Raw genomic sequence first — 16,836 nt, forward strand, 5'->3', positions numbered from 1 at the left:
CCTAAAACATTTTTAATTGGTTCGACTGTGGGAACAAATCAGGGTTTGTAGTTATTGCCTGAACAAAACGACCTGAACGACTACATTTTATTACACCAATTACATAGGCTTTGCCCTCTTTTATCCAGTCAAAAATATATTGAGTAACAATATAGGTTTGGTCTGTAAAGCCTAATTCAGTAGCAACCATTCTACGGCTCATAGGTTTTTTATAAAGAAGTTTATGTAGTTCTTTTTTATAACATTTTTTTGTATCTTTACCTTGCTTATAACTCTTACTAACAAGGTTTTGTGTATTTCTACTACTCATAACCTTGTTATTTTTTTAATGGTTTTAAACTCTCTAATAATTCCGCTTTTTTGTAGTATCTGCGGTTTCCAATTCCATAGGCTAAAACTTTGCCTTTGTTAGTCCAATGCCATAGCGTACTGCTATCGATTTGTAGAAATTTACAAGTTTCCTCTCTCGTTAGTAACTCATCAGGATTGTGAGTTTGAGAAATTTCTTTAGATTTTTCAAATTGACTTTTTACAATCTCTTTGAATAATTTTGTTAAGTCTTCAAGACTTACATTTTGTAGTAAAATACTATTTGTCATATTTAATATATTTAATATTGAATGACAAATATTGTATTGGTTTTGTACCTCTAAAGACTATGTTTTGCGCCTTTTTAGGCACACTTTGTACCTTTGTTTTATTTAGAGGTTATTTGATTGAAAATAATTAATCTATTTTTATTTGAATTTGCTTTGTGATTTGTATACCTTATTTTAGTAAATGTTATTTGATAAACTTCATCTATCCATTCTACCATTCTTATTTTACTAATAGCTTTATGAATTAGAAATTTATTTTCTTGATTTTGCATCACGTTAAACATAAAATCTAAATTAGTAGAGTAACTACTTTCTTTTATTTCAAATTCATCAAACATACTTTGCCAAATATCAAAGGCGTTATCATTAAAAATATTGGTGTGTAATCCTTTTTTAACCTCATCAGGTATCTTAATTTCTTTTTGTTGAGGTTCTATGTCTTCAATTTTTGTAAAATCTTTGTTTCTAAAATGTCTAACAATAGTTGAACTTTCGAACATTTTAAATTCATTTTTATAACTTTTATCAAAAAAATCGAATAACTCTTTTAACAACCTATTAAGGTTTGAAAATAAAAATTTTGGAAAATACTCACTATTTGTTTTTTCTAAGAAAGCAAAATATTTATCTCTTAAATTTAAAAGTATTTCTAAATCTTTACTGTTAGAATTTTGTTTTAGTTCTAAAATTTGAGTTCTATTAAATTCAAAAATTCTGTTTTCAGTTGCTTTGTCTTCTATTAACTGAATAATGTTTTTATGAATAATATTAAATTTTTGCTCTACTTCTTTTTGAATCTCATCAAATCGTAATTTGTCATTAAAACTATTTTCAGGCTCTAAATTATCACGTTCAGAATTAAGTAAATTTAGTTCGTTTTTAATGTCATTGTATTTATTGAAGTTATCAATATTAGTATGTAAGAAGTCGATAAAATTAAATAAGTTTTGAATCGCTCCTTTTGGTTTGTCAATTTCTTTTTGTTGTGGTTCTATATTGATAAATTCCAAAATTAATGATGCGAGTTTTTTAACTTCATTTATTGAAAGTGTAAAATAATTATGAGAATAAATAAACATATTTTTATTTCTGTATGTTCTTACAAACTCATCTTCATTTAATTCTAATAAAGTTTTACCAGTAAACCAAACAAGCTTTTTGTTATTTACATTCCCTTTAAATTCTTTATCGTTAGCTTCATCAATATAATGAACAATAGAACTTGTTTTATCTGTTTTAATAGCATTGTAATCTTTGTTTAAATTTAAAAAAGTATTACAATTTTCTAATAATATTTTTAATTGTTTTTTCGCAAAATCTGTTGGTTCGTATTCTACTAAGTAAGTTTTTAGTTTATCAATTATAAAAAATGGTTTTGATGCTACAATTAAATAATTGTATTTCTTGTTTTCTGAAATATCCCATTTTATGTTTTTTGTAAATAAAAGAACCTCATCATTAAGCTTTAAAACAATATTTTTTTTCATTCCAATTTTATTTTATGTAAGAAATGTACGAAATGCACATCAAAAAACAACTTTATTTTTTAGGTTAAAAATAGTTTGTTATTTCAAGTGCCAAATCTTTATTGCTTTTGCCTATGTAATTTAAAAACATTGTTTCGGTGCTATGTCCTGTAACATAAATTAAATATGTTGTTGGTATTTTACCATAAAAATTAGTTGCAAAACTACGTCTACCAATATGCGAGGTAACCAAATCATGTTTTTTATACATTCCTGTTTTTTTACGAAATATTTTGCTTTCAGGTTCGGTTTCAATTAATTTACTACCTTTTGTTAGTTGGTTAATTTCTGCCAGTTCACAAACCACCTTTATAAAGTCATTATACTTTTGGTCTGAAATTGAATAGGGAAATTTTCCATTTCTTTTATTGAGTATTTCTAAAACCTTTGGGTGTAATGGAACTGTCATATTTTTGCCTGTTTTCTTTTGAGTAAATTCAATTAAATGTTTACCGTTTTCAATTCTTATTTGCTCATCAGTAAAACGCATAAAATCTGAAACCCTTTGCCCTGTATGGCAACTTATAATTAACCAGTCTTTAGCATTGTCTAAACTATCAGTTAATTTTTCTTTACTGATATTCTCTATTTTTGTTAAGTCTTCAAGGGTTAAATATATTTTTTCAACATTATGTTGCTCTATTTTAAAGCCTTTTAGTTGGTGGCTTGTTTCAATACCATTATAATCTGAATGATTACAAACGCCTTTAATCGTTTTAAAGAATTTAGAAATTGTGTTTTGTGCATAGTTGTTTTTTATGCAATAGTTTTCAAATTCATTTTTAAATTTCTCGTTAATATCTATAATTTGAATAATTACTTTTTTCTCTTTTTGATAACGCTCTAATAAACGCATAGTAGAGTTGTATTTTTTTTGAGTGCCAATTGTAGTTTTGGTTTTCTTGCAAGCAATATAGTAAACAAAGTATTTTAGTAATTCAGTAGATAGTGTTTGTTCTTGTTTAGGTGGGTTATAATAATAGTCAATTTGAGTTTGTAACCATTCTTTGTTTATGGTTTCTATACTTACAGAATTAAAAGCTTTTAAAACGTGGTTTTCTATTTTGTTGAGTTCTGTATTTACTTCGGTTTGTTTATTAGTGATGTCAATATCTTTTGATTTTTTTTTATGCTGTTTGCTCCAGTAGATTTTTTCAATTTCAAACTTTGTCTTTGCTCCGAAAACATAATCAGTACTATTGTAGCGATACAATAAACGCAATATTAGATTTGACTTTTCTTTTGTTGAACGGTATAAAAAATTAACTGATGCCATACTTATATTATTTTAACAATACAAAAATAATAAAATTGTATTATAATTGTACGGTAAAATGAAAATTGTTTCAAACTATTGCAAACTAAATAAATATCAATATCTTTGTTAATGCTTGCTATTGTTTGTGTTTAAAGGGGTTTGTCAATGTAATTAAGTGTTTTTAATATAGTGTAATTTTGTTTGTAAGTGGTTCAGGTGGGACCACATTTAAATTTATAAACCCTTGTAAATCAATGATTTATAAGGGTTTTTTCTTTTTAGTTGTTAAATAAAGTGTAAATTAATCTTTTGTTAAAATGTAAGATTACCATTTTTGCGGTTGTTTTTTTATAAATGAATAGTAATGAACCAAACTTTCTCAAAGTAAAACAAACACTTTTTATAATTTTATTAAAACTTAGAAAAATCTTTTATAATTTGTTCATTGCAAATGATTTTTGATTAGGTCAAAACATTGAATTTCATCATTATAAATATATTTTTAATATTTATTTTTATGAACATAATATATTCATTTGTACATATAATCAAATTATAAAATGGTGTAACCAACAAGTCAATAAATTATATATGACACAAAATCAACAAAAAAGTACGTTAGTTCCTATCCTTATTATTGCAGGTTTATTCTTTATTTTCGGATTTGTAACTTGGATAAATGGAGCGTTAATTCCGTTTATGAAAACCATTAACGAACTAACAGATGCACAATCGTATTTAGTGGCATCTGCTTCATATATTTCTTTTGTTGTAATGGCTTTGCCGGCTTCTTATATTATCAATAAAATAGGTTACAAAAAAGGGATGTCTTTAGGCTTAATAATTATGGCAATTGGTGCTCTATTATTTATACCTGCGGCAGAAGCAAGAACATATTGGGTTTTTTTAGTTGCAATCTTTATTCAGGGAGCGGGAATGACTTTATTACAAACAGCATCTAATCCGTATATCACCATTTTAGGACCTATGGAAAGTGCAGCAAAACGAATTGCTATTATGGGTATTGCCAATAAAGTTGCGGGCGCTCTTGGTTCTGTAATATTTGGGGCAATTTTATTATCAGGAATTGACGGTATCAAAGAAAAATTAAATGTTGTAGATGCAATAGAAAAAGAAAATTTATTAAATACAATGGCAGACAGCGTTATTACACCATACATTGTAATGGCAATTGTCTTATTTTTATTGGGTATTTTAATCAGAAAAGCACCTTTGCCTAATGTAGAAGCGCAACCTATAAATGCTTCAGAATCCGGAGAAAAAGCAAAAACGAGTATTTTTCAATTTCCACATTTATGGTTAGGTGTTTTTGCATTGTTTTTATATGTAGGAGTAGAAGTTGTGGCTGGAGACACCATTATTTCTTACGGAATCTCTTTAAACATTCCTGTTGAAGAGGCTAAGTTTTTTACCTTATTTACTTTAATGGCAATGGTTGCTACGTATGCTTTAGGTGTTTTTTTAATTCCCAAATATATAAGTCAGTCTTTTGCATTAAAAGCAAGTGCTGTTTTAGGTGTTTTATTGTCATTTTGTATCGTTTTTACTACCGGATTTACATCTGTACTTTTTGTTGCGGCTTTGGGTATTGCAAATGCTTTAGTTTGGCCTGCAATTTGGCCCTTGGCATTAACGGGTTTGGGAGAATTTACAAAAACAGGATCAGCTTTATTAATTATGGCTATTTCTGGAGGTGCAATAATTCCGCCTTTATATGGCGCCTTGGTAGATCACAGAAAAGCAGAATTAATTTCAACAGGAATACACGAGGCAAATGCATTAGCAGAAGCGGCTTCTTTTGGATATTGGATTCTATTACCTTGTTATTTAGCGATTCTGTATTACGCTTTCTTTGGTCATAAAGTAGGATTAAGAAAAGTCTAATCTAATTTTTAAATCGAAATTTCAATTATATAAAAAAGCATTAAACAATCTCTTTTAGTGCTTTTTATATTTTATCAGAATAAAATTTTAACCTTTTATTTTCGCCTTTGGCGGATGTGGTAATTGATCAAAACCCATATTGAATAGCGTAAAACCAAAAATATCGGCGTATTGGGCAATGGTTTTTGTAACCGGAGTTCCCGCACCATGACCCGCGTTGGTTTCTATTCTAATTAACGTAACATTTTCTCCGCTTTGTTTGTCTTGCAATTCTGCCGCAAATTTAAAACTATGGGCAGGCACAACTCTATCGTCGTGATCACCAGTGGTTATTAAGGTTGCAGGATGTTTTACACCTTTTTTTACATTGTGCACTGGCGAATATCCTTTTAAATATTCAAACATTTCTTTGCTGTCTTCTGCCGTTCCATAATCATAAGCCCATCCTGCGCCAGCAGTAAATGTATGATAACGCAACATGTCTAAAACACCAACTGCTGGCAATGCAACTTTTACTAAATCGGGTCTTTGCGTCATTGTTGCACCTACCAATAAACCTCCATTTGACCCACCACTTATTGCTAAAAACTCTGATGAAGTATATTTTTTTGCGATCAAATATTCTGCAGCAGCGATGAAATCATCAAAAACATTTTGTTTTTTTAATTGAGTTCCTGCATCGTGCCATTTTTTTCCATATTCTCCTCCGCCTCTCAAATTTGGCACAGCATAAATGCCTCCTTGTTCCATCCAAACAGCGTTTGTTATACTAAAAGCAGGCGTTAAATTCACATTAAAACCGCCATAACCGTATAAAATAGTAGGATTTTTCCCATTCAATTCCAAACCTTTTTTATACGTAATTATCATGGGTATTTTTGTACCGTCTTTTGATGTGTAAAAAACTTGTTTACTTTTAAAAGCATCAGCATTAAAAGCGATGGAGGGTTTCCAATACGAAGTATAGGTTCCGTTTGTTGGATTGAATTTAAAAGAAGATGCAGGTGTATTGTAATTTGTAAATGAAAAATACAATTCTTTTGCAGTTGTTTTTCCGCTAAAACCACCGGCAGAACCAACACCAGGTAATTTTACTTCCTTAAGTAAGTTTCCGTCAAAATCGTATTGCAATACTTTTGAAACCGCATCAACCATATAGGTTGCAAAAAAATATCCTGCTCCAGTTGACGTACTTAACACATTTTCTGTTTCTGGAATAAAATCTTTCCAGTTTTCTGGAGTAGGATTTGCCGCATCTACAGTAACCACTTTTTGATTTGGAGCGTTCAAATTTGTAGCTAAATACAATTTACTTCCTCTGTTATCAATAATATGTGTATCAGTTTTTACATCGCCTAAAATTGTAATTAATTTACTGTTATTTTCTGATAAATCTTTGATAAATAACTTGTTTCCCGAAGTAGAAACTTGTGCTGAAATTACCAAATACTTATAATCTTCGGTTAAAGAACCAAAAACATATCGGTGTTTTTCTGATGGCACTCCGCCAAAAATAACTTCATCTTCTTTTTGTGAGGTTCCTAATTTGTGATAATATAATTTATGCTGATCTGTTTTTGCTGATAATTCGCTTCCTCTAGGTTTGTTGTAACTTGAGTAGTAAAAACCTTCGTTTTTGTACCAAGAAACGCCCGAGAATTTAATATCTACTAAAGTATCTTCTTTAATTATTTTTGATTCTGAATCTATAATAATTATTTTTCTCCAATCAGAACCGCCTTCAGAAATAGAATATGCAGCTGTTTTTCCGTCTTCAGAAAAACTTAAAGAACCTAAAGACGTAGTTGCATCCTCAGAAAAAGTATTTGGATCTAAAAAAACTTCTGCTTCGGCGTCACCTTTTTTTCTGTAGACAACCGATTGATTTTGCAATCCATTATTTTTAGAAAAATAAGTGTAATCGCCTTCAATAGATGGGATTCCTACTTTTTCATAATTCCATAATTCTGACAATCGATCTTTTAATTGTTCTCGGTAAGGAATTTTGCTTAAATAATCGAAAGTAACTTCATTCTCGGCTTTAACCCAAGCTTCTGTATCTGCACTTTTATCATCTTCTAACCATCTATAGTTGTCTACAACTGTTGTTCCGAAAAGAGTTTCTATAACTGGGTTTTTTCTAGTTTTTGGGTACTTCACGCTTTTATTTATTTGATTTTTTTCTCTTTACAATAAACTAAAATTAGACACGCCAAAAGAAGAATAAAATAATTTTTGGCTCTTAATTTTAAGTTTCAAAAGTTTCTCAAATTTAATTAAAATAGAAGCTTATAAGTTGTATGAAATCAAGTTTTTATTAATTTTTAAGATCTTAAACACACTATTTGTAATGTTTTTAGTTGTAAAACGACTATTTTCACAGAAATGATAAAAAATATTTTTATACTATGACAGAAAATTTAACAAAAGAAACGTTCCTAAAAAAGGTTTTTAATTTTGAAGAAAACAAAGAATGGAAATTTGAAGGAAAAAGACCAGTGCTAATCAATTTTTATGCTGATTGGTGTGGACCATGCAAAATGTTAGCGCCAATTTTAGAACAAATTTCAGAAGAATATGGCGATAAAATTGATGTTTACAAAATAGATACAGAAGCAGAACAAGAATTGGCTGCGGCATTTGCAATTAGAAGTATCCCAACTATGTTATTTTGCCCTTTAGAAGGTAAGCCAGAAATGGCAAATGGCGCTTTACCAAAACAAGAATTAGAACGCATTATTGCAGATGTTTTAAAAGTTACGAAATAAACCTGTTGTGCATTTTAAATAATGCTAATTTTAATATTGTTTATATTTCTATTAAATACAAATTTGTTGATATATTGAATAGTTGTTAACGCTGTTGTTTTAGATAATACTCTAGTTTTAAATACATTAAAATATTAACGTAATTTCTTCTAATCATAAATTGGTCACATAATTGCGAAAATAATGTTTCAATTCTTTTTCTTTTCTTTCTAAATATATAAGGTTGTTTTTTGAAGTTTTCTTGATTTTTTCTCATTGGAGTATCTAATTTTATATTACATGTTTCAAAAAGATTTAATTGGACTTCTGCTGATAAATATCCTTTGTCTGCTATTAAAACACAATCACTAATTTGATTTCTAATATCTTTTAAATAGTGGATATCATGGACAGAAGCTGGACTTAAATCAATACTTTGAAAAACACCACTTACAGAACAAACAGCATGTAATTTGTAACCATAATAACTAGAAGATTGAGAAGCACAATATCCTCTGTCTGGATAGCTATAACTCACTTCCTTGAATATTTTAGAACGTGAACTTCTTGATAGTTTGCAAACCTCTAAAGGCATACTATCAACAATAAAATATTCCTCAAATTCATTAAACTTTGAGGCTAATTTTAGTCGAATTTCATTCAGGTGATTCACTAAATTCCTTCTTTTTTTATTGTAAACACTTCGCTCTATTTTATTTAAAATACTTTTTGGTAACTGTCTAAATAAATCCATTTCGCTGTCTATGCTCATAAATTCAGCAGTAAGACTTAAACAAATCAATTCTAAATCACTTAATTTAGGTTTACGCCTTTGATAGGTTAAAAGTTGCTCTTTTGATATTTTTCTTAATACTTCCAATATTCTTTCGTAATTTGCACTTATGTTGCTCATTGTAAATGATTTGTGGTTAAATCAATTTACTGATTTTCAGTAAGATGAGCAACTATTTTAACTTAAATCATAATGCACAACAGGTTATTATTACTAAAAACATTTTGCAAATATTTATAACTTATCAATATTAATCTCTTTATTAAATGTGAATTATTCAAAGATTAAAACACTTAAAGCTCAGTTTCCAGATTCTAGAAATAAAAAATCTCTACTTTTTTTAAAATCTTAAATATCTATTTACAATTTTTAGATTTGATTTAGATTTTTTAATTAAATTTTATGATTTTAGTTTATTTCTTTAGAGAGATAATCCTTATTTTTGTTTAACGAAATATTATAAACGTAAAACAAAAAAATATGAAATTATTTAAACTATCAGTTTTATTTATCTTTTTATTTGCACTAACAAGTTGTGGAGGAAACGATAAAAAAAAGGAAGAATCAACTCCTAAAAACGAAGTTGTAGTTCCAAAAAAAGCAGAACCAAAAGTTGATTTGTACAGTGACATTGAGGCGTCTAACGATATTTTGTTGACTTCTAGTGATGCATCTGTGTATAGTCAAGAAGTTTTGAAGGTTGAGGGAGGTAAAAAAGTGAAACTTACTTTTAAACATACTGGAAAAATGGACAAAAAAGTAATGGGGCATAACTTTGTTTTGCTTAAAGACGGAGTTAGCATGGCTACATTTGGTAAAGAAGCAGCTAAGGCAGTTTCAAATAATTATATACCAGAAAATACCCAAGATGTTATTGCGTATACCAATTTAATTGGTGGAGGTGAAGAAACAACAATCGAGTTTGATGCACCAGCACCAGGAACTTACAGATTTATTTGTACTTTCCCTGGACATTATGTTTCTATGAAAGGAACATTTGTTGTGATCTAAATATAAAATTTTATAGTAAATTTAGAAAAGCGAGAAATTTTTAAATTTCTCGCTTTTTTTTTATCAGTATTTCTCTTTTAAAAATAGTGTTTAATTTGGTTCGTGTAAAAATTAGCTAGCAAAAAGTGTCGCAAAAGCTTCTTCAATTTTGCCAACGAGGATTAATTTGATTCCATGGTTTTTATTGGCAATCTTATTATATTTTGATGCTACAAAAGTTTTGTAACCTAATTTTTCGGCTTCTAAAATTCGTTGGTCAATTTTAGAAACTGGTCTAATTTCGCCAGCCAAACCAACTTCTGCAGCAAAACATACATTTGGATTGATGGCAATATCTTCATTGGATGATAAAATTGCTGCAACAACTGCTAAATCAATTGCTGGATCGTCTACATTTATACCACCTGTAATATTTAAAAACACATCTTTTGCACCTAATTTAAAACCGGCTCTTTTTTCTAAAACAGCTAAAATCATGTGTAACCGTTTTAGATTGTAACCTGTTGTAGAACGCTGTGGAGTTCCGTAAACAGCGGTAGAAACCAATGCCTGAATTTCGATCATTAAAGGACGAATTCCTTCTAAAGTTGAGGCAATTGCCGTTCCGCTTAAATCTGCGTCTTTTTTAGAAATTAGTATTTCTGACGGATTAGAAATTTCACGTAACCCGTTGGATAGCATTTCGTAAATTCCTAATTCTGATGTAGAACCAAATCTATTTTTCTGGCTTCGTAAAATTCGATAGGTATGATTTCTATCGCCTTCAAATTGTAAAACAACATCTACCATGTGTTCTAAAATTTTTGGCCCGGCAATGTTTCCTTCTTTGTTTATGTGACCAATTAATAAAACCGGAGTTGCAGTTTCTTTTGCAAATTTTATCAACTCTGCAGCTGTTTCTCTAATTTGAGAAATACTACCAGGAGAAGCTTCAATGGAACTTGTGTGTAGTGTTTGTATAGAGTCTATGACCAAAACTTCTGGCTCAGTTTCTTCTATATTTTTAAAGATTTGTTGCGTGTTGGTTTCTGTTAAAATTAAACAATTAGAGTTTTTGCCTTCTAATCTTTCTGCTCTCATTTTTATTTGCGACTGACTTTCTTCACCAGAAACATACAATACTTTTTGACGGATGTTTAAAGCAACTTGGAGCAATAAAGTCGATTTACCAATGCCGGGTTCACCGCCCAAAAGCGTTACAGAACCTTTTACCAATCCGCCACCTAAAACCGTGTCTAATTCGTTGTTATTAGTAACAACTCTTTCTTCTGGATTTAACTGAATATCAGCAATTTTTAAAGGTTTGTTTACGGTTTGTTTTGCTGTGGTAGATTGTTTCCAAACACGTTTTTCTTCTTTATGAATTACTTCTTCTACAATGGTATTCCATTCTTTACAAGCACCACATTGGCCAACCCATTTTGCATGTTGAGTTCCGCAATTTTGACAGAAAAAAGTTGTTTTGATTTTTGACATTTAGAATTTTTATGACACGAATTGCACAAATTTACGCTAATTATTTACGAAGTTTAGAAGGACTTTGAAAAGTATTAAAAATTTGAAGTATCTTAATATGCTTTTGGCTTAGAATGATGTAAATAATCTTATAATCTCTTATGATCATTCTTCTATAAGGATCGCCAAGAAATTCGTCAATTTGATATTGATTTACAAAATTAATATTGAAACCGGCTTCATAAATATCATTAACTACATTAAAAGCTGTTTTTTCTGAAAATGTTAATTCTTTTACATTTTCGAAGATAACTTGTAAATCCGATGTTGCTTTCTCAGACCATTCAACTTTAATTCTCATTTACCAAGAAAGTATTTTCTTTTGTAATTGTTTTGAAGATATAAATGTACCTTTTTCAGCTTCTTTTACTTTTTCAATATACATTTCTTTGGTTAAAGCCTTTCCATCAACGGTATATGCAACAATTTCTTTATTTTTTTCTTCTTTTTTACAATGTACATTATACACAGCTTCTACTTCATTTAAAACGTTTTCATCAGTTTCTAAAATCCATTTTGCTAAAGCTTGTCTTTTTTCTTCTAGGTTCATAATACGATGCATTTTACCAAAGATACCAATTTATAAGTAATTATTAAAGTTGATAAATTGTTCTAAAAGCTGGCAAATAGTTGCGTTAGCGATTGAAACGACATCCTTTTTGCTTTTTTTTTTGCAAAAAGATATAGTGTAAAGCGCGACCTGGTCCTGATTTTTATCAGGATAAAGGAACGCCCAACTTCTCGATACATTTTTTTTAAAAAACTATTCGAAGTTATTTGTTCTTATTATATATTGGTAAGAATACAAAAGCCAAACCGCCAAAAACGATAATCATAGCAGTTTGTGCGGTCCACATAATCCAACCAAAAGCGGTTGCAGGTTCTGTAGGAATATCAAACAAAGCCAATGCGCCAGCAACTGCAATTGGGTATAAACCTATGCCGCCATTGGTTGCAGCAATAGAAAACCCGCCAGCGATAAAGCCAATTAAAATTCCGCCAAAAGGAACGTTTAAACCATTAATTGCAGGTATTGTTGCCCAAAACATTGCCACATACATTACCCAAATAAACAACGTATGAAATATAAATGCCCATTTGTTTTTCATTTTAAAGATGCTTGTAACACCTTCTATTAAACCCGCAACAAAGGTTTTAATTTTTAACAAAAACCCTGATTTTGCTTTTTTTACAAAGGATGAAAAAATGAAAAAACCAATACTTAAAACGGCTAAAAAGATGATAATTTTTGTTGGATTAAAGTTTTTTGTAAGCAGATTGTAAATAAAATCGAACTGAACAAAAAGTGTAATTGCAACGATAGAAAGCATCATAATTAAATCTGCAATTCTTTCTGCAACAATGGTTCCGAATCCTTTTTCGAACGGAATTTTCTCGTAGTTTGCCATTACGGTAGCTCTAGAAACTTCGCCTGCTCTTGGTAAGGCTAAATTTACTAAATAGCCAACTAAAACCGCCAAAACACTAATGGTAAATTTTGGTTTAAAACCTAAAGGTTCTAGCATAAACTTCCATCTATACGCTCTAGAAAGATGGCTTAAAATACCAAAGAACAATCCAAGAAAAATAAAACTATAATTGGCTTCTTTAAAATATCCCAGAAGTACATCTATAGAAATTTTAGAGAGCGAATACCAAACCAAAAAACCTCCCAAGATGAGAGGTACTATTATTTTTAATACTTTTTTAATATTCAAGATTTTTAGGTAAGTGTGTTGTCTTTTTCGTTTGGAAAAACTAAACAAGGTTTAAACTTTTTAGCTTCTTCAAACTCCATAAAAGCATACACAATTAAGATTAAAACATCACCTACGGCAACTAAACGCGAAGCAGCACCATTTAAAGTGATTTCGCCACTTTTTCTTGGTCCTGGAATTGCATAGGTTTCTAAACGGTTACCATTATTGTTATTTACAATTTGAACGCGTTCTCCTTCTATAATATTGGCTGCATCCATTAAATCTTCATCAATGGTAATGCTTCCTATATAATTTAAATCGGCACCTGTAACTTTTACACGGTGGATTTTAGATTTGACTACTTGTACTAGCATGTTGCAAAAATACTATTTTTTTGTTTACAAATTATGTAATCGAATGTTATCAATTAATCTGATTTCTCCGGCAAAAATCGCAATAAAAGCCCGGTATTTTTTACCAGATTCTTTATTTTTTACAGTTTCTAATGTTTTTTCATCAGCAATGGTAAAATATTCTAATTTAAATAAAGGCTGTTTTTTAAACTGATCTTCTACCCATTGGGTAACTTCATCGGCATTTTCTAACCCAAACTTTTTGCGAACTTCTTTTAAGGTTTTATAAATAAAAGGTGCTGCTTCTCTTTGTTGTTTTGTAAGTCTTATGTTTCTTGAGCTCATTGCCAAGCCGTCTGCTTCTCTAAAAATAGCACATCCTTTAATTTTTATATTGATGCGATGTTTTTTTACCATTTTTTTGATGATTTGCAATTGCTGAAAATCTTTTTGGCCAAAATAAGCTCTGTGAGGAGTTACAATATCGAACAATGTTTTTACAATTGTACCAACACCATTAAAATGACCATCTCTAAATTTTCCTTCCATTTGATGTTCTAATCCATCAAAATCAAAGGAATCTGCAACTACATTTGTATTGTAAATTTCTTCTACAGATGGATAGAAAAGTACATCACAAGAAACACTTTCTAGCAATTTAGTGTCGTTTTCTATGGTTTTAGGATATTTTGTTAAATCTTCGGTATTGTTAAATTGAGTAGGGTTTACAAAAATACTTACTACAATAATATCATTTATCTTCTTAGCCTGACTAATTAATGATAAATGACCTTTATGCAAAGCGCCCATTGTTGGTACAAGACCAATGGTCTTTTTTTGTGCTTTTAGGCTCTGTAAATATACTTTTAACTCGTTTTTTTTCTTAAAAATTATCATTCTAAAACTTTAGGAAATGTATGCAAACTTACCATTTTAACACGATATTAGCATAATAATTTGTATTTTCGCAAATCTTATAAAAAGAGTTTGAATTAATGAAGGACAAGAGAATTTTATTTGTATCATCTGAAGTAGTTCCTTATTTACCAGAAACAGAACTATCTTCTACCGCTTTTATTTCGGCAAAAAACGCTCATTCTAAAGGAGTTCAAACCCGTATTTTTATGCCAAGATATGGTGTAATTAATGAGCGAAGACATCAATTACATGAGGTAATTCGTTTATCAGGAATGAATTTGGTTGTAAACGACATAGACATGCCTTTGATAATTAAAGTTGCTTCTATTCCTAAAGAAAGAATGCAGGTTTATTTTATTGATAATGAAGAATATTTTAAAAGAAAAGCCGTTTTTACAGACGAAGACGATGAAATGTTTTCTGATAATGATGAACGTGCAATCTTCTTTGCGAAAGGTGTTGTAGAAACTGTAAAAAAATTAAACTGGGCACCAGATATTATTCACGTTCATGGATGGATGGCTTCTTTATTACCTCTTTATTTAAGAGTTTTTTACAAAGAAGAGCCTCTGTTTACAGAAAGCAAAATTGTAACTTCTTTATACAGTAACGGTTTTGAAGGTGAATTAAATGCAGATTTGGCAGAAAAAGTGAAGTTTGATTTATCAGAATCTGATAAATTAGCAACAATACAAGTACCAAACCACACCAATATTTTAAAAAGTGCAATAGAAAATTCTGATGCTATTATTCATGGTAGTGAAACTATTTCTGACGAACTAAGTTCTTTTATTGAAGAAAAAGGAATGCCAGTTTTAGAATATGAATCAGAGAATTTAAAGGAGTCTTATTTAAATTTTTACGCTGAACTGTTAGCAGCTAAATAATTGTTTATAAAGTGAAAAAAATTATTATCAAGAGTGTTTATGTGGGAGTTTTGTTGACTTTTTTTTCAGCAATTATATCATGTGAAGAGGATTTTACAGACATTGGATCTAATGTTATAAGTAATACAAAATTTAATACAAATGTGGATACTGTAGAAATTACGGTAGCAAATAGTATTGTAGATAAAATAAAAGCAGATAATATTACTAGAGAACCTGGGCAATATTTATTAGGAGTTTATGCCAGTGCAGATTATGAAAAGCTAGAAGCTTCGATTATTTCTCAAATAGCAATAAGTACAAATTTAGCCTTAATTGAGCCAGATACAATTGTAAAATACCAAACAAGTACAACTTCTATCGTTACTACCATAGATACTGTTTTTATAAAATTGCCATATCAAGCTACTTTAACCGATAATGCCGCTACAGGACCAGTTTACACCTTAGACTCTATTGTTGGTAATCAAGAGAAGGCCTTTACCTTTAACGCATATGAAACGAGTACTTATTTAAGTAGGTTAAACCCGGCAGATCCTTCAAAAGTAAATAGTTACAATTCTAATAGTGTTTTTAATAAAAAAGGAAATGCTTTAAATGCAGTTTCTAATTTTCAATTTATTCCTAAACCTACAGATACTGTAATGTTTATAAAAAGAAGGGCTAGTAATAAAACACTCGTTAAAACAGATGTTATAAAATATACAAGCGCAACTGCAACTTCTGGCCCAACATCTACAGCATCTGGAACACCCCTTCCATTTGCTGCAATTCCTTTAAATGAAGATAAGTTTAAAAAAATTTTCTTAGATGAATATGGGTCTTCGAACTTTAACTCTCAAGATGCATTTAACGAATATTTTAAAGGAATTATACTTGAAGCTTCAGGGAATGAAGGTTCCTTAATTTCGTTTGACTTTAGTAATCGCCTTGCAGTTTTAAACCCATCTATAGAGGTTTATTATACCAATACCGCTATCAACACCCAAACCGGTGACACAATTAAAACGTTTAGAAAAAATAATTCTTTTTTATTGTCTGGAATTAGAAGTGCTTTGTATAAAATGGAAGAAAAAACATATCCAGTTAATAACGAAATAAAATTACAAGGTACAGCAGGAAGTGAAGCTTCAATAGATCTTTTTGGCCCAGATGTTGATAATAACGGAATTGCTGATAAAATTGAAGATTTAAGAGCTAAAAATTGGTTAATTAACGAAGCGTCTTTAACATTTTATGTAAATGAATCTGCAGATATTACTGCATTACCCTACAGATTGTATATGTATAGAACAGCAGGTAAATTAACAACTGGTTTAACTCAAATAAAAGACACTTATTCAGAGGCTACTTTTGGAGGACTTTTAGGAAAAGACTCAAGTGGAAACCTAAAATATACTTTTAAAATCACAGATTATATTTCTGATCTTTTAAGTGGTCAACAAGATGAGTCACCAATTTTAAAGCTAAAAGTTTATAATACAAGCGATGCTCCCTTATCTAGTTCACTCTTTACAAATTATAGCTGGAGTCCAAAAGCAGTTACACTTTTTAATCAAGATGCCGCTAATGGAAGCAAAAGAGCTTTGTTAAAAATTTCATATTCAGAGAAGAAGAATTAATA

15 protein-coding genes and 2 pseudogenes are annotated in these 16,836 nt (G+C 29.8%); 5 read left to right on the forward strand and 12 right to left on the reverse strand.

Annotated features, from left to right (window positions below):
* Position 1: 1 nt before the first annotated feature.
* The 4 genes from BTO16_RS13620 to BTO16_RS13635 form a co-directional block, all read right to left on the reverse strand.
* Complete coding sequence (locus BTO16_RS13620) at positions 2-310, reverse strand: hypothetical protein (protein WP_105022214.1); 309 nt, start codon at positions 308-310, stop codon at positions 2-4.
* Between the two features lie 7 nt (positions 311-317).
* Positions 318-599: a helix-turn-helix domain-containing protein gene (locus BTO16_RS13625; RefSeq protein WP_105022215.1), complete on the reverse strand. Its 282-nt coding sequence runs from the start codon at positions 597-599 to the stop codon at positions 318-320.
* 98 nt (positions 600-697) lie between these two features.
* Positions 698-2,086 carry a hypothetical protein gene (locus BTO16_RS13630; RefSeq protein WP_105022216.1) on the reverse strand — a complete coding sequence of 463 codons (1,389 nt, stop codon included), beginning with the start codon at positions 2,084-2,086 and terminating at the stop codon, positions 698-700.
* A gap of 64 nt (positions 2,087-2,150) precedes the next feature.
* Positions 2,151-3,401, reverse strand: coding sequence for a site-specific integrase (locus BTO16_RS13635; protein ID WP_105022217.1), 1,251 nt, complete (start codon positions 3,399-3,401; stop codon positions 2,151-2,153).
* A 573-nt stretch (positions 3,402-3,974) separates the two neighbouring features.
* Here BTO16_RS13635 and BTO16_RS13640 point away from each other — a divergent pair.
* Positions 3,975-5,288: a sugar MFS transporter gene (locus BTO16_RS13640; RefSeq protein ID WP_105022218.1), complete on the forward strand. Its 1,314-nt coding sequence runs from the start codon at positions 3,975-3,977 to the stop codon at positions 5,286-5,288.
* 87 nt (positions 5,289-5,375) lie between these two features.
* Here the strand turns inward: BTO16_RS13640 and BTO16_RS13645 are convergent, their stop codons facing one another.
* On the reverse strand, positions 5,376-7,448 hold the full coding sequence (locus BTO16_RS13645) for a prolyl oligopeptidase family serine peptidase (RefSeq protein WP_317045818.1): 2,073 nt from the start codon (positions 7,446-7,448) through the stop codon (positions 5,376-5,378).
* A 242-nt stretch (positions 7,449-7,690) separates the two neighbouring features.
* Between BTO16_RS13645 and trxA the strand changes: the two are divergent.
* A pseudogene (trxA, locus tag BTO16_RS13650) lies at positions 7,691-8,056 on the forward strand (thioredoxin); the annotation flags it as partial.
* A gap of 14 nt (positions 8,057-8,070) precedes the next feature.
* On the opposite strand, the pseudogene BTO16_RS13655 reads toward trxA, so the two are convergent.
* Positions 8,071-8,948 (reverse strand): annotated as a pseudogene (locus tag BTO16_RS13655) (IS982 family transposase).
* A gap of 360 nt (positions 8,949-9,308) precedes the next feature.
* Here BTO16_RS13655 and BTO16_RS13660 point away from each other — a divergent pair.
* On the forward strand, positions 9,309-9,839 hold the full coding sequence (locus tag BTO16_RS13660; protein WP_105022221.1) for a plastocyanin/azurin family copper-binding protein: 531 nt from the start codon (positions 9,309-9,311) through the stop codon (positions 9,837-9,839).
* 111 nt (positions 9,840-9,950) lie between these two features.
* Here BTO16_RS13660 and radA read toward each other — a convergent pair whose 3' ends face one another.
* The 6 genes from radA to panC form a co-directional block, all read right to left on the reverse strand.
* Positions 9,951-11,315, reverse strand: a complete 1,365-nt coding sequence (radA, locus tag BTO16_RS13665; protein ID WP_105022222.1) for a DNA repair protein RadA — start codon at positions 11,313-11,315, stop codon at positions 9,951-9,953.
* A gap of 40 nt (positions 11,316-11,355) precedes the next feature.
* Positions 11,356-11,655, reverse strand: a complete 300-nt coding sequence (locus BTO16_RS13670; RefSeq protein ID WP_105022223.1) for a type II toxin-antitoxin system RelE/ParE family toxin — start codon at positions 11,653-11,655, stop codon at positions 11,356-11,358.
* On the reverse strand, positions 11,656-11,904 hold the full coding sequence (locus tag BTO16_RS13675; protein ID WP_105022224.1) for a hypothetical protein: 249 nt from the start codon (positions 11,902-11,904) through the stop codon (positions 11,656-11,658).
* Positions 11,905-12,127: 223 nt separating this feature from the next.
* Positions 12,128-13,072, reverse strand: a complete 945-nt coding sequence (locus BTO16_RS13680; protein WP_105022225.1) for a lysylphosphatidylglycerol synthase transmembrane domain-containing protein — start codon at positions 13,070-13,072, stop codon at positions 12,128-12,130.
* Positions 13,073-13,077: 5 nt separating this feature from the next.
* A complete protein-coding gene (gene panD / locus BTO16_RS13685) occupies positions 13,078-13,428 on the reverse strand; it encodes an aspartate 1-decarboxylase (protein WP_105022226.1) in 351 nt (116 codons plus the stop codon).
* A gap of 24 nt (positions 13,429-13,452) precedes the next feature.
* Entirely contained in the window at positions 13,453-14,304 is an 852-nt protein-coding gene (gene panC, locus BTO16_RS13690; RefSeq protein ID WP_105022227.1) for a pantoate--beta-alanine ligase, read from the reverse strand.
* Between the two features lie 98 nt (positions 14,305-14,402).
* On the opposite strand from panC, the gene BTO16_RS13695 reads away from it, so the two are divergent.
* Positions 14,403-15,212, forward strand: a complete 810-nt coding sequence (locus BTO16_RS13695) for a glycogen/starch synthase (RefSeq protein ID WP_105022228.1) — start codon at positions 14,403-14,405, stop codon at positions 15,210-15,212.
* 11 nt (positions 15,213-15,223) lie between these two features.
* Entirely contained in the window at positions 15,224-16,834 is a 1,611-nt protein-coding gene (locus tag BTO16_RS13700; RefSeq protein ID WP_105022229.1) for a DUF4270 family protein, read from the forward strand.
* Positions 16,835-16,836 lie beyond the last annotated feature (2 nt).

The sequence above is a fragment of the Polaribacter glomeratus genome (assembly GCF_002954665.1).
Taxonomy (GTDB): Bacteria; Bacteroidota; Bacteroidia; order Flavobacteriales; family Flavobacteriaceae; genus Polaribacter; species Polaribacter glomeratus.